Origin of the sequence: [Zimmermannella] alba NBRC 15616 (genome assembly GCF_001570905.1) — a bacterium.
Classification (GTDB): Bacteria; Actinomycetota; Actinomycetes; order Actinomycetales; family Microbacteriaceae; genus Pseudoclavibacter; species Pseudoclavibacter albus.
Genome location: NZ_BCSO01000003.1, coordinates 53675 through 76057 on the forward strand (window position 1 = coordinate 53675; position 22383 = coordinate 76057).

17 protein-coding genes and 1 tRNA gene are annotated in these 22383 nt (G+C 63.5%); 11 read left to right on the top strand and 7 right to left on the bottom strand.

Annotated elements, in window-relative coordinates:
* Nucleotides 1–12: 12 nt before the first annotated feature.
* Nucleotides 13–2913, bottom strand: coding sequence for an SNF2-related protein (locus ZAL01S_RS03860; protein ID WP_066080024.1), 2901 nt, complete (start codon nt 2911–2913; stop codon nt 13–15).
* Nucleotides 2914–3149: 236 nt separating this feature from the next.
* On the opposite strand from ZAL01S_RS03860, the gene ZAL01S_RS03865 reads away from it, so the two are divergent.
* Nucleotides 3150–4760, top strand: a complete 1611-nt coding sequence (locus tag ZAL01S_RS03865) for a DUF6119 family protein (RefSeq protein WP_066080028.1) — start codon at nt 3150–3152, stop codon at nt 4758–4760.
* Between the two features lie 132 nt (nt 4761–4892).
* Here the strand turns inward: ZAL01S_RS03865 and ZAL01S_RS03870 are convergent.
* Nucleotides 4893–4974: transfer RNA gene (locus ZAL01S_RS03870), tRNA-Leu, on the bottom strand.
* A 679-nt stretch (nt 4975–5653) separates the two neighbouring features.
* Here ZAL01S_RS03870 and ZAL01S_RS03875 point away from each other — a divergent pair.
* The 8 genes from ZAL01S_RS03875 (at nt 5654) to pknB (ending at nt 16861) form a co-directional block, all read left to right on the top strand.
* Nucleotides 5654–7036 carry an NAD-dependent succinate-semialdehyde dehydrogenase gene (locus tag ZAL01S_RS03875; RefSeq protein WP_066080031.1) on the top strand — a complete coding sequence of 461 codons (1383 nt, stop codon included), beginning with the start codon at nt 5654–5656 and terminating at the stop codon, nt 7034–7036.
* Between the two features lie 639 nt (nt 7037–7675).
* Nucleotides 7676–8389: an FhaA domain-containing protein gene (locus ZAL01S_RS03880; protein ID WP_066080034.1), complete on the top strand. Its 714-nt coding sequence runs from the start codon at nt 7676–7678 to the stop codon at nt 8387–8389.
* Entirely contained in the window at nt 8386–9075 is a 690-nt protein-coding gene (locus ZAL01S_RS10680) for an FHA domain-containing protein FhaB/FipA (protein WP_066080037.1), read from the top strand. Before ZAL01S_RS03880 ends, ZAL01S_RS10680 begins: the two co-directional genes overlap by 4 nt.
* Nucleotides 9072–10328, top strand: a complete 1257-nt coding sequence (locus ZAL01S_RS03890) for a PP2C family protein-serine/threonine phosphatase (protein ID WP_066080040.1) — start codon at nt 9072–9074, stop codon at nt 10326–10328. The genes ZAL01S_RS10680 and ZAL01S_RS03890 overlap by 4 nt, the downstream gene beginning before the upstream one ends.
* A 77-nt stretch (nt 10329–10405) precedes the next feature.
* Complete coding sequence (locus ZAL01S_RS03895) at nt 10406–11713, top strand: FtsW/RodA/SpoVE family cell cycle protein (RefSeq protein ID WP_083523056.1); 1308 nt, start codon at nt 10406–10408, stop codon at nt 11711–11713.
* Nucleotides 11710–13167, top strand: a complete 1458-nt coding sequence (locus tag ZAL01S_RS03900; RefSeq protein ID WP_066080046.1) for a peptidoglycan D,D-transpeptidase FtsI family protein — start codon at nt 11710–11712, stop codon at nt 13165–13167. The genes ZAL01S_RS03895 and ZAL01S_RS03900 overlap by 4 nt, the downstream gene beginning before the upstream one ends.
* On the top strand, nt 13164–14945 hold the full coding sequence (locus tag ZAL01S_RS03905) for a serine/threonine-protein kinase (protein WP_066080050.1): 1782 nt from the start codon (nt 13164–13166) through the stop codon (nt 14943–14945). The genes ZAL01S_RS03900 and ZAL01S_RS03905 overlap by 4 nt, the downstream gene beginning before the upstream one ends.
* 140 nt (nt 14946–15085) lie before the next feature.
* Nucleotides 15086–16861 carry a Stk1 family PASTA domain-containing Ser/Thr kinase gene (pknB, locus tag ZAL01S_RS03910; RefSeq protein ID WP_110467118.1) on the top strand — a complete coding sequence of 592 codons (1776 nt, stop codon included), beginning with the start codon at nt 15086–15088 and terminating at the stop codon, nt 16859–16861.
* A gap of 184 nt (nt 16862–17045) precedes the next feature.
* Here the strand turns inward: pknB and ZAL01S_RS03915 are convergent, their stop codons facing one another.
* Entirely contained in the window at nt 17046–17234 is a 189-nt protein-coding gene (locus tag ZAL01S_RS03915) for a hypothetical protein (protein WP_066080052.1), read from the bottom strand.
* On the bottom strand, nt 17234–18118 hold the full coding sequence (locus ZAL01S_RS03920) for a class E sortase (RefSeq protein ID WP_066080056.1): 885 nt from the start codon (nt 18116–18118) through the stop codon (nt 17234–17236). Before ZAL01S_RS03920 ends, ZAL01S_RS03915 begins: the two co-directional genes overlap by 1 nt.
* Before the next feature lie 28 nt (nt 18119–18146).
* On the opposite strand from ZAL01S_RS03920, the gene ZAL01S_RS10765 reads away from it, so the two are divergent.
* Complete coding sequence (locus ZAL01S_RS10765; RefSeq protein WP_370664268.1) at nt 18147–18683, top strand: cell division protein CrgA; 537 nt, start codon at nt 18147–18149, stop codon at nt 18681–18683.
* 350 nt (nt 18684–19033) lie between these two features.
* Here the strand turns inward: ZAL01S_RS10765 and ZAL01S_RS03930 are convergent, their stop codons facing one another.
* A complete protein-coding gene (locus ZAL01S_RS03930) occupies nt 19034–19966 on the bottom strand; it encodes a rhomboid family intramembrane serine protease (RefSeq protein WP_306301590.1) in 933 nt (310 codons plus the stop codon).
* A 204-nt stretch (nt 19967–20170) separates the two neighbouring features.
* Nucleotides 20171–20710 (bottom strand): peptidylprolyl isomerase, encoded by a 540-nt coding sequence (locus tag ZAL01S_RS03935; protein WP_066080062.1) that lies wholly within the window; start codon nt 20708–20710, stop codon nt 20171–20173.
* A gap of 214 nt (nt 20711–20924) precedes the next feature.
* Here ZAL01S_RS03935 and ZAL01S_RS03940 point away from each other — a divergent pair, with 214 nt between their 5' ends.
* A complete protein-coding gene (locus ZAL01S_RS03940; RefSeq protein WP_066080065.1) occupies nt 20925–21674 on the top strand; it encodes a hypothetical protein in 750 nt (249 codons plus the stop codon).
* Nucleotides 21675–21837: 163 nt separating this feature from the next.
* Here ZAL01S_RS03940 and ZAL01S_RS03945 read toward each other — a convergent pair whose 3' ends face one another.
* A complete protein-coding gene (locus ZAL01S_RS03945) occupies nt 21838–22272 on the bottom strand; it encodes an NUDIX hydrolase (protein ID WP_066080068.1) in 435 nt (144 codons plus the stop codon).
* Nucleotides 22273–22383: the final 111 nt, after the last annotated feature.

The window sequence follows — 22383 nt, forward strand, 5'->3', positions numbered from 1 at the left end:
TGTTATCCACGGTCATGCGATCACTCGCCATCGGATCGTGAAGAGGTATTCTGTTGTCTTCTGGCCGCGAAGCGACTGCTCAATGAGCTCGAGGTAGTCGTCTGCTTCACGGCGCAGCTGCTTGCGAATCTGCTTGAAGTCTTCGTCTGCATCCTCAGCCCGCTGTTCCCACTTGCGAGCCTCCTTCTTGCAGCGCAATTGCTCCATTGGATCGTCGGCATTCTTGGCGCGCTTCCGGGCGTCTTTTTCCTTCGCCTTGAATTCGCGAATCTTGCCCTCATGCTCAGCCTTGCGGTCTTCCTGTTGCCGATACAACAGTTCCTCTTGCTGGTCGTAGTAGCGGCTATTCCGACCCTGCACCTCACGCTGCAAGTCGCTGGTTCGCTCGGCAAGCTGCTGCGAGAAGACCTTGTCGTCGATCGGTGAGATCTCGCGCTGTTCAACACACTGCAAATCGAGCAGGTCAGCCACGTACTCATCATCCAGCCACTGACCATCATCGGTGAGGGCACCGCTCAACATGTACGACTCAGAAATGTCGTCCTCACGGGCCTTCATCGTGAATGTCAACAGATTGACAGTCAACACACCGTGCTTGCCGACGAGCTTCTTCACGGCAGTGCTGGCCCGTGAAGATGCTCCGACCGAAAACACAAGCTCGGCGGCTGGCGTTGCGCCATCACGCGCCTCATCCAGCACGTGCTGAGCCAGCGGGCTCGAGTATCGGTATTGGTGCGCGTTGTCTTGCGGCCTTGACTTGAAGAAGTATCGGCCCGTCGGAGCCTCCTCAACGGGTGACCGATGCAGCGTGAACCGGCGTCCGTCACCCTCAAACGTCGCGTCGTCGCGGAGACCGTGCTTTGTCACGGCAAGCAGCAGCCGCTCGAATTTGTTGAGCACCGCACCCGATTGCGCGTCATATGACTTCAAGCGGTCTTGTACGTGCGGGTCGAGGTTGTCAAACACCTTCGCCTTGGCGCTCGCCATCTCCCTCGAGATCTCTGCCGAGTACTCATTTTCAAGCCGAGTAAAGGCCTCGTCGAGTTCGCTCGCCGTCTTGCAGTTCGTGAGGATGCTGCTGATGTTCTTTTCGAAATCGAGTCCGTCCTCGATCGCCCCGAGCACCTCGTCGCTCGCGCCGAACACGGTCGAGAACAGCTGGAACTTATTGGTCAGGAGTTCGAGGATTCGTTCTTCGGCGACGTTGCCCTTGTTCGCGAAGTTCACGACAACAACGTTGTGTTTCTGACCGAAACGGTGAACACGCCCGATTCGCTGTTCCACACGCTGCGGGTTCCACGGGAGGTCATAGTTCACGAGCATCGAACAGAACTGCAGGTTAATGCCCTCCGCGGCTGCTTCGGTCGCAATCATGATCGTGCCGTCGGTGCGGAAGTAGTCGACAAGGGCCTTGCGACGGTCAACTGCAGGTATGCCGGTGACAAGGTCGCTGTCCTTGTTCTTCTCGAGCCATGCTCGGTAGATCTCGGTCTGAGCAGGCGAATCATTGGAACCGTTGAAAAGAACCAGGCCCTCGCCACGGCCCATGTCTGTCAGGGCCTGCGCGATGTACTGCTGGGTCTTCGTCGATTCAGTGAAGATGATCGCCTTTTCCGGCGCGCCGAGTTCACGGAGTCGTTCAAAACCACGATCAAGGGCTTCACCGAGCTTGATGGCCTTCTGGTTTTCTTTGATTGAGCGCGCAAGCTGAGCGAAGCTGCGAAGCTCTGCGATCTCAGCCTCCATTCCGGACCGCGTTGCCGGGTCGACAATGGTACGCGGACTCGACGGCACAGCGGCCTCGGCGTCTGCGTTTTCCGCTTCTTCCAGGAGCTCGCTCGTGATTTCGTCGTCAAAGAGCGCCCCCATGAGAAGCCCGCCACGACCGTCTCGGCGATGACCCGCCGCAAGCTCGTCGGCAAGTCGGTTCGCGATGTTCTCCAGGGTGCCTGCCACGGCATACGTGGACGAGCCAAGACGCTTGCGAATGATGAGCGCCGACAGGTGCCGCTGGCTCCCAGCAAAGGTATACAAATCGTCACGCTGCAGATATTCATTCACCAGGTCATACAGACGAAGCTCATCTTCAGACGGGGTGAACTCGACAGTCAGCGGCATGCGTTCGGTGAAGCGAACGTACTTCTGCGCATCACGACGCAGCGTGCGCTTCGAGATGACTGACACACGTTCAGCAAGGTCATCGTCGGCGAGGAACTCGTTCTGTCCCTTGATGTATCGCTCTCGGAATGCTTCGAGCGAGGAGAAGTAGTCCGGATCGAAGACCGACACGAGACCGCACAGCTCTTCAAGCTTGTTCTGCAGCGGTGTCGCAGTGAGTAGGACGGTCTTGCGGGAAGTCTCCACGATGCGGGCGATTGCGCTTGCCGCCTTGCCCTTGCCGGTCCAGTGGTTGCGAAGTCGGTGCGCTTCATCTGCAACGACGAGGTCCCAAGAGCGCAGCAGCATATGTTCGTTGCGCTGGGCGAACTCGTATGAGCAAATGAGTACGGAAACGGAGCTTGCTGATCCCCTGTTAAGAAGTCCAGCGGCGGACTTCTTGTCAAGAATCTCTGCCGGGATCAAGAACTTTTCGAAGAGTTCTTGTTTCCACTGCTGGCGGAGACTCGAAGGGGCAACGATGAGGATGCTGCGCTTGCGTTCCGCCCAGTACTGGGTGATGACGATGCCAGCCTCGATTGTCTTGCCAAGGCCAACCTCGTCGGCCAAGATGACACCGCGCAGATACGGGGTTTGCAGAGCGAACAGTGCTGCGTCAATCTGGTGCGGCTTCGGCTCGACCTGAGCGTCGAAGAGGAGGCCGGCGAGCTTGCCAACGTGATCATTCGCGTAGCTTCGCTGCAGTTCGTGCGCGAAGTACTTTGCCTGGTACGCAGTGAGTTGCTCAGCGGTCATCAGAATTGCCCTCGCACGCGAGTCGAAGGCCAACAGTCTGGCCTTGCTTCAGTTTGGAACCACAGCGGCAGCCACAAGGTGGCCACACCTCACCCGTCATCACGCGATCAGCGTATCGACCACCACCGACATTCTGGTGAACTCGCCAGGCGAAACGCACGAGCCGGGGCACATGCAGGAGGTCCGCAGAAGCAGCCGCCTTCGGAACGAGACACCGCTGAGTGGTATCAAGAACTATGGCAAAACAGACGCCGACGAAGCGGATGACGCTCTATAGGCTCATCGAAGAAAGCTCGTTCGAATCCGCGTTGCTCACACCCAAGGCGAACAGCAGCCGGACCTTCACGACCCATGACCTGACCGTCAACGGTCTTCCAGCACGCCTCGCGATCGGTGGATCGAACTCGCAGGCAAAGTGGGCATCCGACATCGCAGCACTAACTGGTCACGATGAGACTCTCACGAACATCGTTCCCGGCGCAGTGCTGCTCATTCAGGATAAAACTCCCACAATATGGGCTCTCACTTGGGGCACGGGTTACCACATGCTCGACGCCGAACACATTGATTTTTCATTTGGGCCTGGCATCGTTGCCCGATCCGCCCTACCAACTGAACTAAAATCTCTAACCAAGACAGTTCTTGACCATAGAGCCCGAGTAGACAGAAGTTCAACACCAAACGGGAGCACGTTGCGGGATCTCGGTGTGGACGGGTACGGGGAGGTTGTAAGCCGAATCGAAGCGAAGGCAAAGATTAGTGGCCTCACAGTGGGCGATAAAGTCATCCAGCTACGCGCAGCAGAATCCCTCAACCTACCCCTCGCACGATCACCAAAGGCCCTCGTCAAGGATTTGGCAACCATCCAGGCAGTGAGTCGACAACCCATATTGGCAGGCCTTGAAGGACTCGAACAGCTTGTGGCAATAAAACCCAAGAACAGCCTGGTCCCCAAATTGGAGAAGCGACTTGCGGATACCCTTACCTCAGGGGAGGCGACGAAACTTGGCATGTCCTGGCCCCATGAGAGGCTCGACATTCACGGCACTGTGGCGAGTGTCAAGGTTACGGGCTTGGGCGACCACAAGCGTCGCGTATTTGAACAGATACCCGATATCAACCAGGTTATCGAATGGTTCAAAGACACGCCTCCCGAGTCCGTGACCAGCAAACTTAAAAAAGTAAGAATCGAACTTCATAGTGAAGCGGAACCCGAAGTGGGCACCCTAATCTCATCCGCAGTGCCCCTGCGTAGGTGGCTAGCCTTCGAAATCGAAGAGTCCAATCAGCGATTCTGCCTACACGATGGCAACTGGTATCGGATGGATAACCAGTATCTAGCAAGAATCGATTCGCGAATCTCAGAAATTCTCTCAAAGAAGCCATCCTTGGAACTCCCCCCATGGGGTAGCGAACACGAAGCCGAGTACAACGCCCGGGCTGCCTCAGCGTGCGGCGGCTATTGCCTTGACCGGAAGCTCATTAGGACCGAACTCCACTCCCGTGGAGGAATTGAGCCTTGCGACATTTTCGTCCCTCCCGGGATCCTCATTCATGTTAAGCGGGGTCGAAGTTCAGCAGATCTCAGCCATCTACTTGCACAGGCGCTAGTCTCGGCCGACGCTTTGGCGCGTGATGATCATGCACGTGCAGCTTGGAAAAAACGAATAGCTGATGAATCAAAGGATGTGGTCCAGGATGCTCAGCTTGACGAAGTGATCTTGGCCATTGGGCAAGAACAACCAGTTTCCGTGCAGTCACTATTTAGCTTCACCAAGGTGAATCTCGTAAAGCAGTACGATCTGCTTGCTTACCTTGGGGTCAAAGTTCGGGTCACAAGCGTGTGATCACCCCGGGAGAGCGTGTCTACTTCATCAACGTCTAGCGGGAGTCTTCACTAGCTTGACCGCATCCCGTCCTGAAAACGCCACAAGGCCCCGGCTCGACTACTCGAACCGGGGCCTCGCTCCCAAGGGGTGTGCGCAAGGGGGGACTTGAACCCCCACGCCCGAAGGCACACGGACCTGAACCGTGCGCGTCTGCCAATTCCGCCACTTGCGCGCGTGCACGCTGCACCTGAGTACAGCGAACTAGTCAAGTTTACCCCGTGCCGAGCCGATGCGCCACCGAGAGGTGCTCGGGTGTGCCAGCTGAGGTGCTCGAGTGCCGGCGGAGCCGGTGTATCGAGAGCACCCGCCGGAGCTGTGCGGAGGGATGCCTCCGGAAATTTGGCATCTGGGGAGCGTTCGCGGCCATATGCCGGTTGAAGGTGCATGAGATGCCAGATTTCCGGAGGTCGACCACGCCAGCGCTTCCGCAATTGGTCAGTTTTCGGGGTTTCGTGCCACACATGGCCGTATGCCCCCGTTTTCTCACCGGTTCTGGAACCACTCGGCGGCTCGACCGCGCCAGCCGAGGTGCTCAAGTCCGCCAGCCGAGGTGCTCGAGTGCCGACGGAGCCGGTGTATCGAGAGCACCGGCGGAAGCGCAGTGCCGCGGCGTGTGATCTCGATACGGCCCTCCGGGCCTACTCGGTCAACTCAGTTTGGCGGCTCGGTCGACTCAAGTTGCGCCGCGTGATCTCGATACGCCGCTGCGCGGCTACTCGATCAGCTCGTTCACTCAGCGGGCACCAATCGAAATACGGCAAACTAATGTCGTTCAGTAGGACACGGGCAGCGCAATCGCGCACGAACCCCGCCCGAATCCACCCGGAACGCAACGACGCAAGGGAGCAGCCATGACCGGCTACGCAGTCACCAACCCCGCCAACGGCGAGGTCATCAAGACCTACGAGACGGCCACCGACGCCCAGATTGAGGCAGCGGCCGCCAAGACCTTCGAGGCATACGAGCAGTGGTCGCGTTCGACCACCCCCGCAGAGCGCGCAGCCATCATCGGCCGCGTCGCTGAGATCTTCAACGAGCGCAAGGAAGAGCTCGCCGCCATCATCACCCGCGAGATGGGCAAGCCCGTCGAGCAGGCTATCGGCGAGGTCGAGTTCTCGGCCGCCATCTTCGAGTACTACGCCGAGAACGGCCCGAAGCTCCTCGAGGACGAGCCCATCGAGGCCGCCACCGGTGGCTACGCCGTCATCCGCAAGGACCCGCTCGGCCCGCTCCTCGGCATCATGCCCTGGAACTACCCGTACTACCAGGTCGCCCGCTTCGCTGGCCCGAACCTCGTCGTCGGTAACCCGATCGTCCTCAAGCACGCTGAGCAGTGCCCCGAGTCGGCACTCGCCATCGAGAAGATCTTCCACGAGGCAGGCATCCCCGAGAACGCCTACATCAACGTTTTCGCCTCGCACGACCAGATCTCGACCCTCATCGCTGACCCGCGCGTCCGCGGCATCTCGCTCACCGGCTCGGAGCGCGCCGGCGCGATCGTCGCCGAGCAGGCTGGCCGCGCACTCAAGAAGTGCGTCCTCGAGCTCGGTGGTTCGGACCCGTTCCTCGTCCTCGACACGAGCGACGTCGATGCCGCAGCCGAGATGGCTGTCGCTGGCCGCATGGAGAACTCGGGCCAGGCCTGCAACGCCTCGAAGCGCTGCATCGTCCTCGACAAGTACTACGACGAGTTCGTCGAGAAGTTCACCGCCAAGATGATGGCCCAGAACGAGGCCAAGGACCCGTCGCAGGCGGGCGGCGACTTCGGCCCGCTCTCCTCGCTCAAGGCTGCTGAAGGCCTCGAGAAGCAGGTCGAGTCGGCTGTCGCCGACGGCGCCAAGATCACCAAGCAGGGCGAACGCGACGGTGCACACTTCCCGACCGCCGTCCTCACCGACATCACGCCGGACATGGCCGCCTACCGCGAAGAGCTCTTCGGCCCGGTCGGCACCGTCTACCGCGCGAAGGACGTCGAAGACGCCATCCGCATCGCCAACGACTCGCCCTACGGCCTCGGCTCGATCATGGTGTGCGAGGACGAGAACCTCGCCCTCGAGGTCGCAGCCAAGCTCGACACCGGCATGGTCTACATCAACGAGGTCGGCGGCGAGTCCGCTGAGCTCCCCTTCGGTGGCGTGAAGAACTCGGGCTACGGCCGCGAGCTCGGCCCCGTCGGCATCCAGGACTTCGTCAACAAGAAGCTCATCCGCTTCAAGGACAAGGCCGCGAACTAAGCGCTGCCCGCGCTGACACGGCGGTGGCCTCGGACTTCGGTCCGGAGCCACCGCCGTTTTTTCGTGCGCCGGTGCTCTTCCCGCCGCCTGCGCTCTCGATGCACCGCTGCGCGGCGCTCGAGCACCTCAGCGTCGGGGCCGGACCGCCGAGCGATTCCGCAATTGGTCAGAAATCGGGGGGATACGGCTATATGCGTCACGAACCCCCGAAAACTGACCAACTCTGGAACCACTCCCCGGCCGAGCTCCGGAAATTTGGCATTTTGGGTACCTTCAGCCGACATATGGCCGCGAGCAGCCCTCAGATGCCAGATTTCCGGAGGTGGCCCGCCGCATGACCGCCGCCGGTGCTCTCGATACACCGCTTCGCGACACTCGAGCACCTCAACCCAGGCACTCGAGCACCTCAACCGCCCCGGAGCACCTCCATCCGGGCGGCGGATCGCTCCACCCAGCGAGGGAACTTTCCCGAAGATTCCCCTGGTACACCGCGATCAAAGCAAGTGCCGACTACGATGCAAGCGACGCCTTTCCGCGGGCGCCGCGTCCCATGCGCGAAACCCGCCGCGAGCGAGTCCGGCCAACACAGCGGCCACATCCCGCCCGCGCCCTGAACTGCACACCAACCACAGGAGTCTTGTGGGCATCCTCGACAGCTTCGAACGCACGCTCGAGCGCTTCTTCAACGGCGCCTTCGCGAAGACGTTCCGCTCAGGCCTGCAGCCTGTCGAGATCTCAGCCGCGCTCAAACGCGAACTCGACACGACGGCGTCCGTCGTCTCACGCGACCGCATTCTCGTGCCGAACCGCTTCCACGTGAAGCTCGCCCCCGCCGACTACACCCGCATGAGCGGCCAGGGCCAGTCCCTCATCGACGAGCTCATGCGCGTCGTCGAAGAGCACGCCGCCCGCAACGGCTACCAGTTCGCCGGCGGCCTCTCCATCAAGCTTCTCGAGGACGAGACCCTCACCGAGGGCCAGATCGAAGTCACCTCCCGCTCCGTGCAGGGCCAGGTCGCCTGGACGCCGGTCCTCGACGTCGAAGGCCGCCGCATCCGCCTCGGCATCGGCTCCACCGTCATCGGCCGCGGCTCCGACGCCGACATCACGATCAACGACACCGGTGCCTCCCGCCGCCACGCAGAAGTGGTGTGGGATGGCCGCCGCGCAGGCGTGCGTGACCTCGGCTCCACGAACGGCACCAAGCTCAACGGCCGCACCGTCGCGCAGGCGGCCCTCGAGCCGGACTCGATCATCCGTATCGGCCGCCACGAGCTCATCTTCCGGGTCATCCCGCAATCCGACCCGAGCGACGAAACCGGATACATCCCCCGGATCGGAGGCCAGCGATGACCGGTGAACTCACACTCTTCGTACTACGCCTGGGCTTTCTCGCCTTCCTGTGGGTGTTCGTCTTCTCGATCATCTACTCGCTGCGCTCGGACCTCTTCGGCAAGCGTTCCGACGAATATCAGCGCACGCTCGAGCAGTCGCGTCAGCAGACCTTCGGCGCAGCCGTGAACGACGCGGGCGCCCCGGTCACGATGGGCGTCGCAGCGGGAGCCGCAGGAGCAGGAGCAGGCGCAGCCGCGAGCGCCGGTGCCGCCCACAGCACCCCCGCTCGCCCCGCCATGCCTGCCCCGACCCCGGTCAAGCACGCGGACGACGCCCCCACCGAACACGTCACCGCCCCAAGCAGCTCGAGCAGCACCAGCGGCCCGACGACCGACGAGCTCCGCGCCGCATCCCGCGCCACCCGCCTCATCATCACCTCCGGCCCACGCAAGGGCACTGAAGTCGCCCTCGGCGCGATTCCCGTCACGATCGGCCGCCACCCGGATTCTGACCTCGTCATCCAGGACGACTACTCCTCGACGCACCACGCCCGCCTCGTCCCGAACGGCGCCAGCTGGCTGCTGGAAGACCTCTCCTCCACCAACGGCACCTACGTGAACGGTCACCGCCTCAGCCACTCCTCGCCCCTTGCCCCCGGCGTTCCCGTCCGCATCGGAACGACCACCTTCGAGCTGCGCCAATGACCCTCATCGTCAGCCGCGCGGGTGCTGTCTCGCACGTGGGCCGAGTCCGGTCGAACAACCAGGACTCCGGCTTCATTGGCGAGCACCTGTACCTCGTTGCTGACGGCATGGGTGGTCACGCGGGCGGTGACGTCGCGAGCGCGATCGCCGCGAAGCACTTCGCCGAGCATGACGCCCCCTTCGACACGGTCGAGGATGCCGAACAGCGCCTCAAGGAGATCATCGTCGAGGCGAACACGGCCCTCGTCGAGACCGTCGCCGAGCACTCCGAACTCCGCGGCATGGGCACGACCGCGAGCCTCATCACCCTCGTCGGCGGCGAGAAGCTCGTCATCGGCCACATCGGCGACTCCCGCATCTACCGCCTCCACAACGGCCAGATGACGCAGGAGACGAAGGACCACACCTTCGTCCAGAAGCTCGTCGACGCTGGCCGCATCACCCCCGCCGAAGCCGAAGTTCACCCGCGCCGCTCGGTCCTTATGAAGGTGCTCGGTGATGTGGAAACGAAGCCGGATGCCGACACCTACGTCTACGACGCGATCGAAGGCGACCGCTGGCTCCTGTGCTCCGACGGCCTCTCGAGCTACGTCAACGAGGACGACATCCACACCGCCCTCGCGCACGGCGGCGAATCCTCCCGCGAAATCTGTGACGACCTCGTGCAGCTTGCGCTCGACAACGGCGCCCCGGACAACGTCACGGTCGTCGTCCTCGAGATCGGCACCCACCCGCTCGAGCCGCTCGCAACAAAGCTCGTCGGTTCGGCCGCCAACGAGGTGCACTTCGGACGCCGTCAGCCTTCGCGCCGCCGCGGCCGCAGCATGTCGTCCATGCTCGACCCGCTGCGCAAGGTCGTCCCGACGCGTCCCGAAAACGAAGAGTATGTGCCGCCGAGCGACGCGTTCCTCGAGCAGCTCATCCGCGAAGAGAAGCGCCGCAAGAAGATCCGCATCCTCTCCTGGTTCGCCGCGATCCTCATGATCTGCATCGCCGTGTTCGGTGCGGGTGCCCTGGCCTACTCGTGGACGCAGCAGCAGTACTTCGTCGGCGAATCCAACGGCCACGTCGCCATCTACCAGGGTGTGCAGCAGAGTGTCGGACCGGTCGAGCTGCACCACCTCGTCGAAGAGACCGACATTGTTGTGGAAGACCTCTCCGTCTACCAGCAGCAGCAAGTCGAGCAGACCATCAACACCGGTACCCTCGAAGATGCGCACCAGCTCGTGAATCGACTGCGGGAGGCACATTGACGGCAACCGCCAACTCGTCCTCGCCGCGTGTCACGGTGCCCGGCGCGAAGCCCCGCTCGACGCAGGGGCTGCGCAACATGGAGCTCATCCTCCTCATCTTCGCGGTCGGCATCGTCTTCGCCGCGATCCTGCTCGTGCAGCTCGGCGTCACCGGCACCTTCGAGACGAACGTCCTCACACTCACCGCAATCGTCGCGGCGCTCGTCGTCGGCGTGCACATTGTGCTGCGCTTCCGCGCCCCGCAGGCTGACCCGTTCATCCTGCCGATCGCAACCGTGCTCAACGGCCTCGGCATCGCGCTGATTTATCGCCTCGACCTCGCCGACCCCGAGAACGCGGGCGTGTTCTTCACCCAGTCGACCGGCCAGATCATCCTCACCGGCCTCGGCGTGTTCGCGGCGATCGTGACGCTGTTGTTCCTCAAGAACCACCGCATCCTGCTGCGCTACACCTACACCTTCATGGTCGCGGCGATCGTACTGCTCTTGCTTCCTCTCGTTCCGTTCCTCTCGGTGGAGGCGAACGCGAAGGTGTGGATCTCGGTTGCTGGCTTCTCGTTCCAGCCCGGCGAGATCGCGAAGATCTGCCTTGCCATCTTCTTCGCCGGCTACCTCGTGACCGCCCGCGAAAAGCTCGGCACGGTTGGCCCGAGCGTGCTCGGGATCCGTTTCCCCCGCATGAAGGACCTCGGCCCGATCCTCTTCGTCTGGGCTGCGTGCATGGGCGTGCTCGTCTTCCAGCGCGACCTCGGCACCTCGCTCCTGTACTTCGGCCTCTTCCTCGTGATGATGTACGTCGCCACCTCCCGCATCTCGTGGGTGATCGTCGGCGGTGGCCTCTTCATTGCCGGTGGCCTCATCGCCGCAAACACCCTCGAGTACGTGCACTTCCGTGTCGCCGCGTGGCTCGACCCGTTCTCGCAGGAGATGTACGAGGCCAGCGGCGGCAGCTACCAGCTCGTGCAGGGTCTCTTCGGTTTCGCGAACGGTGGCCTCCTCGGTCAGGGTCTTGGCCAGGGCCGCCCCGACATCACGCCGCTCGCCTCGAGTGACTTCATCCTCGCCGCGCTCGGTGAAGAGCTCGGCCTCTCGGGCCTGTTCGTGATCCTCTCGCTCTACCTCATCCTGGTTGCGCGCGGCTTCCGCATCGGCCACCAGGGCATCGACAACTTCGGTCGCCTCCTCGCGACGGGTCTCAGCTTCGCGATCGCGCTGCAGGTGTTCGTCGTCGCCGGCGGCGTGCTGCGCGTCATCCCGCTCACGGGCCTCACGATGCCGTTCATGGCGGCAGGTGGTTCGAGCCTGCTCGCGAACTGGATTATCGTCGCGATCCTTTTGCGCCTGAGCGATACCGTCCGTACCCAACCGAAGGAGGTGGAGGCGTGAACACACCCATCCGTCGCACCTCACTCGGTGTGCTGTTGATGTTCCTCTCGCTGTTTGTCGCGGCGACGATGGTGCAGGTTGTCCAGTTCGACGAGCTCCGCGAAGACCCGCACAACACGCGCACGCTGTTGCAGTCGTACGAGACCGAGCGCGGCCCGATCCTCGTGAATGGTGAGCCAATCGCCTACTCGACGCCGGTGGACACCGAGTACAAGTACCAGCGCGTGTACGAACACGGTGAGCTGTATGCGAATCTCACCGGCTACTTCACGCACACGCAGGGCGCGACCGGGATGGAGTCGGCCATGAACGCCGAGCTCTCCGGTCAGTCCGACGCGCAATTCTTTGAGGGACTCACCGCCCTGTTCACCGGCAATAAGCCGGCGGGTGCTGCCGTCGAGCTCACGATCGACCCGGATGTGCAGCAGAAGGCTTACGACGCCCTCGGCGATGTGCAGGGTTCGGTCGTCGCCATGGACCCGCGCACCGGCCAAGTCATCGCGATGGTGTCGAAGCCGAGCTATGACCCCAACGAGCTCGTCGTCCCGAGCACGCAGGAAGTGCTCGACAAGTACACGGAGCTCCTCGAGGACGACTCGCAGCCACTCTTCAACCGCGCCATCGGGGGCAACCTCCAGCACCCGGGCTCCTCGTTCAAGGTGGTTGTCGCCACGGCAGCCCTCGAAAACGGGCTCATCAAGGCGGATACGCCGCTCCCGAACCCGCCGAAGTACACGCTTCCCGGCACCAGCTCGATCGTCTACAACCCGGTCCACGGCCAGAAGTGTGGCGACGGTGAGACGACGAACCTCAAGATCGCGCTGCAGTATTCGTGCAACATCCCCTTCGCTGACCTCGCCATCCAGCTCGGCGCCGACAAAATTCGTGCCCAGGCCGAAAAGTTTGGTTTCAATAAGCCGCTCGAGATTCCGCTCGATGTGACGCCGTCCGTCTACCCGACTGAGGCGATGGACCAGGCGCAGGTGGGTCTCACCGGCTTCGGCCAATTCGACGTGCGTGTCTCGCCGCTGCAGATGGCGATGGTGTCGGCGGCGATCGAAAACGGCGGCGTGCTCATGAAGCCGCAGCTCGTGAACCAGGTGGTCTCAGCTGACCTCAACCAGCTGCAGGGCCCGCAGGTGTCCGAGTACGGCCGCGTCATGAGCGAAGAGACCGCCAAGACGATGAATGAGCTCCTCCTGTACTCGGTCAGCAACGGTGTCGCTGGCAGTGCCAGAATTGACGGCATCGATGTCGGTGGTAAGACGGGTACGGCGGAGAACGGACCAGATGAACCCCACACGCTGTGGTTCACAGGCTATGCAGCTAGTGGCAACACGCACGTTGCCGTTGCGGTCATGGTCGAAAAGGGTGGCGGAGTCGATTCTGCTTCCCAGGATGTCCTGGCAGCTACGATCGGCCAGCAAGTGTTGAAGGCGGTGCTTGAGCAGTGAGACCAGCCCCCGGTGTGTCGTTTGGCGATCGGTACAAACTGTCGTCCCGGATCGCGATTGGCGGTATGGGCGAGGTGTGGCAGGCGACCGACCTCGTGATCGGTCGTACCGTCGCCATAAAGATCCTCAAGGACGAGTACATGGGCGACCCAGGCTTCCTTGAGCGCTTCCGCGCCGAGGCCCGCCACGCAGCACTCGTGAACCACGAGGGCATCGCAAACGTCTACGACTACGGCGAAGAGAACGGCTCCGCCTACCTCGTCATGGAGCTCGTCCCGGGCGAGGCGCTCTCGACGATCCTTGAACGCGAGCGCGTCCTCCCGGCAGATCAGGTCATGGACATCGTCGCCCAGACAGCATCCGCCCTCCATGCCGCCCACAAGGCGGGCCTTGTCCACCGCGACATCAAGCCCGGCAACCTTCTCATCACGCCCGACCGGCGCGTGAAGATCACCGACTTCGGCATTGCCCGCATTGCCGACCAGGTGCCGCTCACCGCGACCGGCCAGGTGATGGGCACCGTCCAGTACCTTTCGCCCGAGCAGGCTTCGGGTCACGCGGCAACGCCCGCGACGGATATCTACTCGCTCGGCATCGTCGCCTACGAGTGTCTGGCGGGACGTCGTCCCTTCACGGGCGAATCGCAGGTCGCGATCGCGATGGCCCACATCAACGACAATCCCCCGGCCCTCCCGGTCACGGTCCCGGAGCCGGTGCGCAACCTCGTCCTTTCGGCCCTGTCGAAGAAGCCCGGCGACCGCCCCGAGACGGCCGACGCCTTCGGTCGTGCCGCTGCCGCCCTCCGCGACGGCAACGTGCAGCGCGCCGCGAACATCGTCCCCGCCGTGCTCGGTGCGAGCGGCAAGGTAAACCAGACCCTTCCCATGGAGCGCACGCGGATGATGCGTGCCGCGCAGGGTGACGACGGCGAACCCACGACCGTGCTTGGCCAGGGTGCTGACGGCTACTTCCAGGAAGAGACCCAGCAGTACGGTTCCGGCTCGCTCCTCAGCGAACACACGCAGGAGCACAGCCGACGCAACGCTCTCGCGACGCAGCAGCCCGAGAAGACGCCCGTGTGGCGCTGGCTGCTCATCGGTGCCATCCTCCTCTTTGCGATCGCGCTCGCCTTCCTCGCCTTCGCGGTGCTCTCGAGCAAGGACGACCCGAATGCGAGTGCGACGCCGAGTGCGACCGTCAGTGCCGCCGCGCCCACACCAGAAGCTGCTGCCACGACCCCGGCCCAGCCCTCCACCGTCTCGGTCAAGGCCGCCGACTATGTCGGGCTCAACTACGACGTCGCCGCCGCGAAGCTCCAGGACCTCGGCCTCACTGCAGTCCGTGTCGACGGTTCGCCTGCGATGAAGAAGGAGCAGGTCGGACAGGTTGCCTCGGTGAATCCGACCGGCAACCTCGAGCCGGGCGCGCAGGTGGAGCTCACCGTCTACACGCAGACGCAGGATCCACCCGCCCCCGCAACCGGCCCGAACATTGCAGTCAACGACGCAAAGAGCGCGACCATGTCGTGGGATCCGTACACGCAGTGCCCGGCCGGGATGACGGTCGACTACTACGAGGTCACCGTCAACGGTGCGAAGGCCAACGAGACGGAGGTCCACGGCACGAACGTGGAACTCAAGCTGGACAAGGGCGTCACGCAGGTGAGCGCCTCCTACCGCGCAGTGTGTGGTGGCACCGCCAGCCCTGACTCGCCCACCTCGAATGTTGAGGTGACGAGCTCGTCAAACTCCGGCTCCGGCAACAACGGCAAGCCGTAACGCTGTATTTCGATTCGATGACATCCCTCCCTCGAGGGGCGGATTCGAGCACTCGAATAGCCGATTGGATGTGGGCGGCGGGTATTCTGAGCTGATGTCTCGCCCCCGTGGCGAATGAATCTGTTGGAAGGAGCGCCGAGGTGCAGCCAGGTGACCGCACGCTCGCTGATCGCTACGAGATCGGACGTCGAATCGGCCGAGGAGGCATGGCTGAGGTCTACCTCGGTCAGGACACTCGCCTCGGACGTCAGATCGCCGTCAAGCTCCTGAACACGCAGCTCGCGGGGGAGCCGAGCTTCCGACAGCGCTTCCGCGCCGAAGCACAGGCTGCTGCGCGCATGACGCATCCGACGATCGTGCGTGTGTTTGACGCCGGCGAAGACACCTTCCTCCGCCCCGACGGACACGAACTCATCGTCCCGTACATCGTCATGGAGTACGTCCCCGGCCAGCAGCTGCGCGACATCATTGCCGAGGGTCCGCTGCCTGCCAACAAGGTCGAGAAGTACATGTCGGGGCTGCTCACAGCACTCGAGTACTCGCACCGTGCGGGCGTCGTCCACCGCGACATCAAGCCCGGCAACGTCATGGTGACCCCGGACGATGAGATCAAGGTCATGGACTTTGGTATCGCCCGCGCCATCTCCGACACGGCTGGCACGATCGCCCAGACCACCGCCATCCTCGGCACCGCCTCCTACTTCTCGCCCGAGCAGGCGCGCGGTGAGCAGGTGGATGGTCGCTCCGACCTCTACTCGGCCGGCATCGTCCTCTACGAGATGCTCACGGGCCGCGTCCCCTTCCAGGGCGACTCGGCGGTTGCCGTCGCCTACCAGCACGTCACCGAGGTGCCGGTGAAGCCGAGCGAGATCAACCCGAACGTGTCGCCGGCGATGGATGCCGTGGTGATGAAGGCCCTCGCGAAGAACCGCGACGATCGTTTCCAGAGCGCATCCGAGTTCCGTCGCGTGCTCGAGGATGCTGCCCGCGGCATCGTCCCGGCCTTTGCCGACGAGCTCGAGCGGGATGCCGACAAGACCGAACTCTTCGGCGCCGCCCCGAGCTCGGTGAGCGCCACCGAAGCTGCCCTCAACACGCTGGTTGAGGAAGACGACCGCGGACCGCAGACCCGTCGCCGCCCGCCGGCCATGTGGTTGTGGGGCATCGGCCTTCTGCTGGTGGCCGTGGTTGCCGCGATCACGATCTGGGTCATCACGCTGCCGAACAGCCGCAACGAGCTCATCGAAGCGGGTGTGCAGGTGCCGGATGTCACGGGCCAGACCTGGGAGGAAGCCGAAGCGACCCTCACCGGGCTTGGCCTCGTGCCGCAGCGCGAATCGGTGACCTCTGAGACGGCGCCGCCGAACACGGTGACCGAGACGAAGCCTGGCGCTGGCCTCAATGTGCCGACGAACCAGGTCATCACGGTGCTCGTGTCGACTGGCCCGAAGGCGGTTGTCATGCCAACCCTGGTTGGGATGACGGAACAGCGCGCCAAGGAGACGATTGAGGCGAACGGCCTCAAACTCGGCAGCGTGCGCAGCGAGGATTCACCAACGGTTCCGGAGGGGACGGTCATCTCGTCGGACCCGGAGGGCGAGTCGGAGATTGCACCGGGTTCGAGCGTGAACCTTGTGGTGTCGACCGGCAAGGTGACGCTGCCCGACCTGAAGGGTGTCCCGCTGGATGACGCGACCGCGCAGCTGCAGCAGCTTGGCCTCATCGCGATTGCGACCGAGGATGCCACATGCCCGGCTGCTGAAGGGTCGCCCGTGTCGTCGCAGTCGGTGGCGCCGGGAGAGGTTGCCCAGCGCTCACAGGTGACGCTGAACTACTGCACGAAGCCCGCCGAGACAACCACGCCGAGCCCAGCGCCGTCCGCCCCCGCCACTGCAGCCCCCACCGCGACGCCGTAGCCTCCTGCGCGCTTCCTGAGGCGCTGTCGGCCCGCATCCTCATCTGCCGACGGTTGCGTCAAATACCGAGCACCGTCGTCGGTATTTGACGCGACCGTCGGTATGTCCGCGGAGGCAGTGCTCGATCAGCTCACCAATGAGGTGGTCGAGTGCCGGCGAAACCGGTGTATCGAGACCACCGGCCTCAGCTCAGGGGCAGAACCGCCGTCTTGGCGAGCGCGCCGACGGTGACATCCTGCGGCAGGAACATGAGGTCCGCCCACGGGAACACCCACGCGACGAGCACGATGATCGCGGTCACGATGAAGATGAGCGCAAAGAGCAGCTTCACAAACCAGGGTCCGGGCAGGGCCCGCCAAATCGCGCCGTACATCACTTCACTCCGTACAGTTCGAGGGTCGGTTTGATCGACTCGGGCGGCCCGTCGACTCGAGGCGTGAACTTCTCGAGCGTGCCGTACGCCATAATGCGTTCCGCGGTCGACCAGTAAGGGTTGCAGGACTGCAGCGTGATGATGCTCTCGCCCGGCGTGGCTTCGGGATGGTGCGGCACCGGCGCGACCGCATCGATCGCCGCCGGCGGCAGGTACTCGCTCGAGCGGTAGCTGTAGGTGTACCAGCCGGCACTCGTCTCAACGATGATCTCGTCGCCGAGCTTGAGTTCGTGGATGCGCTGCATCGGCGCACCGTACGCGAGGCGGTGTCCCGCGATCGCGAAGTTGCCGGGTTCGCCGGGCATCGCCGAATCCGGGTAGTGGCCGATGTTGTCGCTGAGGACGGCGGAGTAGTCGGTGCCCTGCGCAATCGGACGCATGTAGTCGGCGCCAAACTCGGGGACGTAGAGGATCGCGAAGCGCTGCGCGTCGAGCACGGGTGCGTCACCGAGGGGCACACCCTGCGCATCAACCTGCTGTCCGCCCGCGTTTTCGGCGAGCTGCTGACTGAGCTGGCTGGAGGCCTCGTTCTGGTGGCGGCCGACGATGATGTCGTTGAGCCAGTACTTCCATCCCACGAAGCAAAGCATGATGACGCCGAAGGTCATGAGGAGCTCACCGAGCACGCCGACGACGGTGATGCGTGGGCGGCGCTTCGTGGCCGGTGCCTTCTTTGCTGCGGCCTGGCTGCGTCCCGATCCCCCGCTTCCAGCGGATGCGGCTCGGGCGCGGGCATCCCGACGCGTGAGGGGTGCGTCGTCCGAGTTCGAGAGTCCCAAAAGCTCGTCGAAGTCGCCGCGCTCGCTGCCCGAAGATGCTGCCATGAAGTCCAGTGTAGGTACACTGTCCCCTATGCCCCGTGAGCACACCGACGCCGAGGACACTGAGCTCGAGCGAACTGACGACATCGACCCGACGACCGTTGACGACGAGTCGACGGTGGATGCTGCCTCGGAGGACACCGAGGCGCTGAGCGACGAGGCTGCAGAGACCGAGGTCGAGGCAGAAGCTGACGTCGCCGCTGGTGCCACGAGCACCGAGAAGGCTTCGAAGAAGCTCAAGGGTTCGAAGGCAACGTCGAAGGCCGAGAAGTCCGCTGCGAAGGCGAAGACTCCGGCCGGCTCGAAGAAGCACCACTCCTCGGCGGAGTCCGCGATGGCTGCTGCTGCGAAGGCGCAGAAGCGTCAGAAGCCGCCGCGCGACCCGAACACGAACGCGCCGTGGTTCAAGCCGGTCATGTTCGGCTTCCTCATCATCGGCTTCCTGTGGATCCTCGTGTACTACCTCTCGAACGGCCGCCTGCCGGTTCAGGAGATCGGTGCCTGGAACATCCTCGTCGGCTTCGGCATTGCCTTCGTCGGCTTCGTGATGACCACAAATTGGAAATAGCTTCGCCCGGTTCAACCGGGCATCCCACGCAAGCGGCGTCCTTCGGGACGCCGTTTCGCGTTTCGGTGGGATGCGATTCGCGGATGCGCTGCGACGGAAGGCGAGAGGATGCTGCGCTGCCGCCACCCCAACCTTCAACCTTCAGGTGACGCGACTCAGAACCGTGGACAACTCAGGCATTCTTCCCCAGTTCTCCACTGAATTACCACCGTGTAGTTCTCCCCAATGTGAATAAGCCTGTGGATAACTTTGGGAGCTGGGTGAAGGGATGCGAAGCGTCAGCATCCACGCACCCACAAGCGGGCACACGAAACCGACGTGTTCCGCATGAACACGCGGCAGTTCGACCGTTAGACGGCCGTCATCCCGGTGAAGGCGAGCGGGATGAACTGGACGGCGGCGATGAGCGCCATGGCGAGCAGCATCGACAGCCACACACCCGATCCGATGCGCTTGCCGCGTGAGTTATCCACATCCCGGAGCATGAGCCAGCCGACGAGGATGCCGACGAGGAATCCACCGAGGTGCGCCTGCCAGGAGGAGCCGCCGAAGAAGAAGCCGAGCCCGAGGTTGATCGCGACGAGCACGATGAGCGCGGTCGGGTTGAGTTTGGCGCGGCGCATGATGACGAGGTACGCGCCCATGAGGCCGAACACGGCACCGGATGCGCCGATGACGGCGTGCATGGGGGCGAGGAAGGCGACCGCTGTGGCACCGCCGATCGCGGTCACGATGAAGATGATCCAGTAGCGCCATCCACCGAGCACCTCTTCAACCGCCCGGCCAAAGATCCACAGGCTCAGGAGGTTGAAGGCGAAGTGGAGGAGTCCGCCGTGCACGAAGGCGTAGCTGAGGAATCGCCAGAGTTCGAATCCGAGCCACGGCACGATGACCCGGTCGACGCGGAACAGGAGCGCGTCGCCAATCGGGTCGCCGGGCAGGACGAAGGACAGCAACAGCTGCGGAATCGTGACAGCACCGATGAGCAGCATCGACCACGTGTACGCGCGCTCAGCAGCAAGCTTTGGCCCGACGAGGCGCTCAAACCAGGAGCCGCTGCGCGGTCTCGACCGGCGAGACGTTCGCTGCTTTTTCGGTTTGGGCCCGCTCGCTTCGAGGAAGCGGGATGAGGTGGGGCGGCCCACCGGCGGCAGAAACTCGCTGAACCCGCCGTCCTCATCCGGCTCAAGTCCAGTCGAGGATGAGTCACTGCTGTCCTTGCCGCCGAACATGGAACGCAAACGCCCGCCACCCGCGGACTGCCCCGGCTCCCGACCGGCCATGCAGTCGGGGCAGAGGACACCCACGGGGGCGGGCGTTTGACATTCCGGGCACACGGTTCGCGTGCACCGCTGGCAGAGCACGAAGCTCAGACGGTCGGCGTGACGGTAGCAGTAGTCATCGCGGCTGGCGTTCCATGTGCTGCCAGTGGATGTCGTGGGGCCGTCGTTCACCGTGTTGTTGAGCTTGCGTTGAAAAGGGAGTAACTAGATCGTGTCGATGTCGATGTGCTCGATGACGACGTCCTCGACCGGCTTGTCATTGGCGCCGGTGCGGACGCGCTCGATCTTGTTCACAACCTCGCGCGAAGCCTCGTCGGCAACCTCACCGAAGATGGTGTGCTTGCCCTGGAGCCACGTGGTGGGCTGGGTCGTGATGAAGAACTGCGAGCCGTTCGTACCGCTGCCGAGCTGCTTGCCGGCGTTGGCCATGGCGAGCAGGTAGGGCTTCTGGAAGGTGAGCTCCGGGTGGATTTCGTCGTCGAAGGTGTAGCCGGGGCCGCCCATGCCGGTGCCCGTCGGGTCGCCACCCTGGATCATGAAGTCGGGGATGATGCGGTGGAAGATGACGCCGTCGTAGAGGGGCGTGTTCTTCTTCTCGCCGGTGCGCGGGTCGGCCCATTCCTGGGAGCCCGAGGCGAGACCGATGAAGTTCTTCACGGTGTGCGGCGCGTGGTTGCCGAAGAGCTCGACCTTGATGTCGCCGTGGTTCGTGTGAATCGTCGCGAGTGCAGTTGCGATGGACATGCCCAGATTCTCCCATAGCCCCAGCTGAGAATGCCGTTCGTTTCGGAAGGCATCCCCTCGCCGAAAGGGATAGGCACGCGCACGCGCGCGTGGTACCGCTCTGTCCAACGGGTGAATTCCTCGTGTCCCAGGCGATCGCTGGGCTTGGACTCAGCTTCAGCCCACCTTGCTCGTGTCAGGATTGAGGCACGAACTGACCGTCTCGGAGGTAGAGATGAACCTGTCCCGCAAGAACCAGCGCCAGATCAAGCGCCTGCGCAAGGACGCCGCCAAGCTCTGGGCGGAGCAGCAGGCGGTCAACGAGCGCGCCGCTGAACTGCTCGGTAAGGCGAAGCACCAGGCCGTTGTCCTCGGTGAGTCTGAGCTCATCCCGGCAGTGAAGAGTGCCTACGACGCAAACCTGCGCCCCGGCTTTGAGCACGGCCTCGCAGTTGCTCGTGACGCCGCGGACGACGCCCGCATCCGCTTCAACGGCAAGGTCCTCCCGGCCGCGGCAACGCTCGCCGGTTCGATCGCCGGTGGCCTTGCTGCCCTCAACAAGGAGCACAAGGAGCTCGGCCTCAAGGACACCGCGAAGACCGCAAAGAAGACGAGCAAGGCGCTTGAGCATCACGCGAAGGCTGCCGTCAAGGAGTACAACCGCAAGACCGGTAAGGGCGGCATCGGTGCAGGTGGCTGGGTTGCCATCGGTGCCGGTGTTGCAGCTCTCGCCGCGATTGGTTACGCCCTCTGGCAGACCTTCCGCGCAGACGACGACCTCTGGATCGCCGACGAAGAGCTCGACGCGCCCATCACTACGGTGAAGCCGGCCGACGCCTCGCGCATCTCGGAGGGTGATACCGTCTCGGACGCACAGCCGAAGCACCTCGGCGGCTCCGCAGAGGACGCCATCCCCAGCCACTCGACCATCGAGCACGCTGAGGGCGAGGGCATCGACGTCCAGAAGCCTGTCACCGACAAGTAAGGCTTCAGCGCACACACGCTTGACGGCGGGGCATCCGGAATACCGGGTGCCCCGCCGTTGTATTGTGCGTCGGCGCATGGGGATGCGGGACGTGGGTCGGCGCGGCGTTGACGCGAGGGTTGCGTAGATGCTGGGTCGCGAGACGTCGCGACGCCGGAGACCGCTAGCGGAGCTGCCCGTTGGCGGGGCGCTCGGCAAGCATCCGAAGCCCCACGTCCACGAGGGATACGGTGCGCAGTTCAGCGATCTCGTCCATGCGGATCCAGGCTGCTTGATCGGTTGAGCCGCCGACTTCGTAGCGCAATTCGCCGCTCTTCACTGAGGCGCGGTACACGATACGAAGTGCCTGCATGGGCGAGCGCGAACGACGGTCGCGGGCGGGGATGATGCGGGAGTCGATACCGAGCAGTTCGTCGATGGATGCGTGGTAGCCGGTCTCTTCCCAGATCTCACGCACGGCCGCCTCGATCGGTGCCTCGCCAGGTTCGACGCCACCGCCGGGGAGCGTCCATCCGGAGCGTCCGCGCTCGTTCCAGTGCGCGAGGAGAATCTCATCGCCTCGGGTGATCACGCCATATGCGGCAAGCCGAACACGCATTCGATCCCCGTTCCGCGATGTGTACCAAACACTTCATCGTACCGGGCGATGGGTGAACGTCATCCCGAATGCGGTCGTGTTCGGGTGGATGCGTGGGAACCGTGGTGTTTC

Bases quoted from the DNA above. Each gene is read 5' to 3' on its own strand.
- ZAL01S_RS03945 (WP_066080068.1), bottom strand. From the start codon at position 22,272: ATGCGTGTTCGGCTTGCCGCATATGGCGTGATCACCCGAGGCGATGAG.
- ZAL01S_RS10680 (WP_066080037.1), top strand. From the start codon at position 8,386: ATGACCGGTGAACTCACACTCTTCGTACTACGCCTGGGCTTTCTCGCC.
- ZAL01S_RS03935 (WP_066080062.1), bottom strand. From the start codon at position 20,710: ATGTCCATCGCAACTGCACTCGCGACGATTCACACGAACCACGGCGAC.
- ZAL01S_RS03860 (WP_066080024.1), bottom strand. From the start codon at position 2,913: ATGACCGCTGAGCAACTCACTGCGTACCAGGCAAAGTACTTCGCGCAC.
- ZAL01S_RS03915 (WP_066080052.1), bottom strand. From the start codon at position 17,234: ATGTACGGCGCGATTTGGCGGGCCCTGCCCGGACCCTGGTTTGTGAAG.
- ZAL01S_RS03875 (WP_066080031.1), top strand. From the start codon at position 5,654: ATGACCGGCTACGCAGTCACCAACCCCGCCAACGGCGAGGTCATCAAG.
- ZAL01S_RS03940 (WP_066080065.1), top strand. From the start codon at position 20,925: ATGAACCTGTCCCGCAAGAACCAGCGCCAGATCAAGCGCCTGCGCAAG.
- ZAL01S_RS03890 (WP_066080040.1), top strand. From the start codon at position 9,072: ATGACCCTCATCGTCAGCCGCGCGGGTGCTGTCTCGCACGTGGGCCGA.
- ZAL01S_RS03895 (WP_083523056.1), top strand. From the start codon at position 10,406: ATGGAGCTCATCCTCCTCATCTTCGCGGTCGGCATCGTCTTCGCCGCG.
- ZAL01S_RS10765 (WP_370664268.1), top strand. From the start codon at position 18,147: ATGCCCCGTGAGCACACCGACGCCGAGGACACTGAGCTCGAGCGAACT.
- ZAL01S_RS03920 (WP_066080056.1), bottom strand. From the start codon at position 18,118: ATGGCAGCATCTTCGGGCAGCGAGCGCGGCGACTTCGACGAGCTTTTG.
- ZAL01S_RS03865 (WP_066080028.1), top strand. From the start codon at position 3,150: ATGGCAAAACAGACGCCGACGAAGCGGATGACGCTCTATAGGCTCATC.
- ZAL01S_RS03930 (WP_306301590.1), bottom strand. From the start codon at position 19,966: ATGGCCGGTCGGGAGCCGGGGCAGTCCGCGGGTGGCGGGCGTTTGCGT.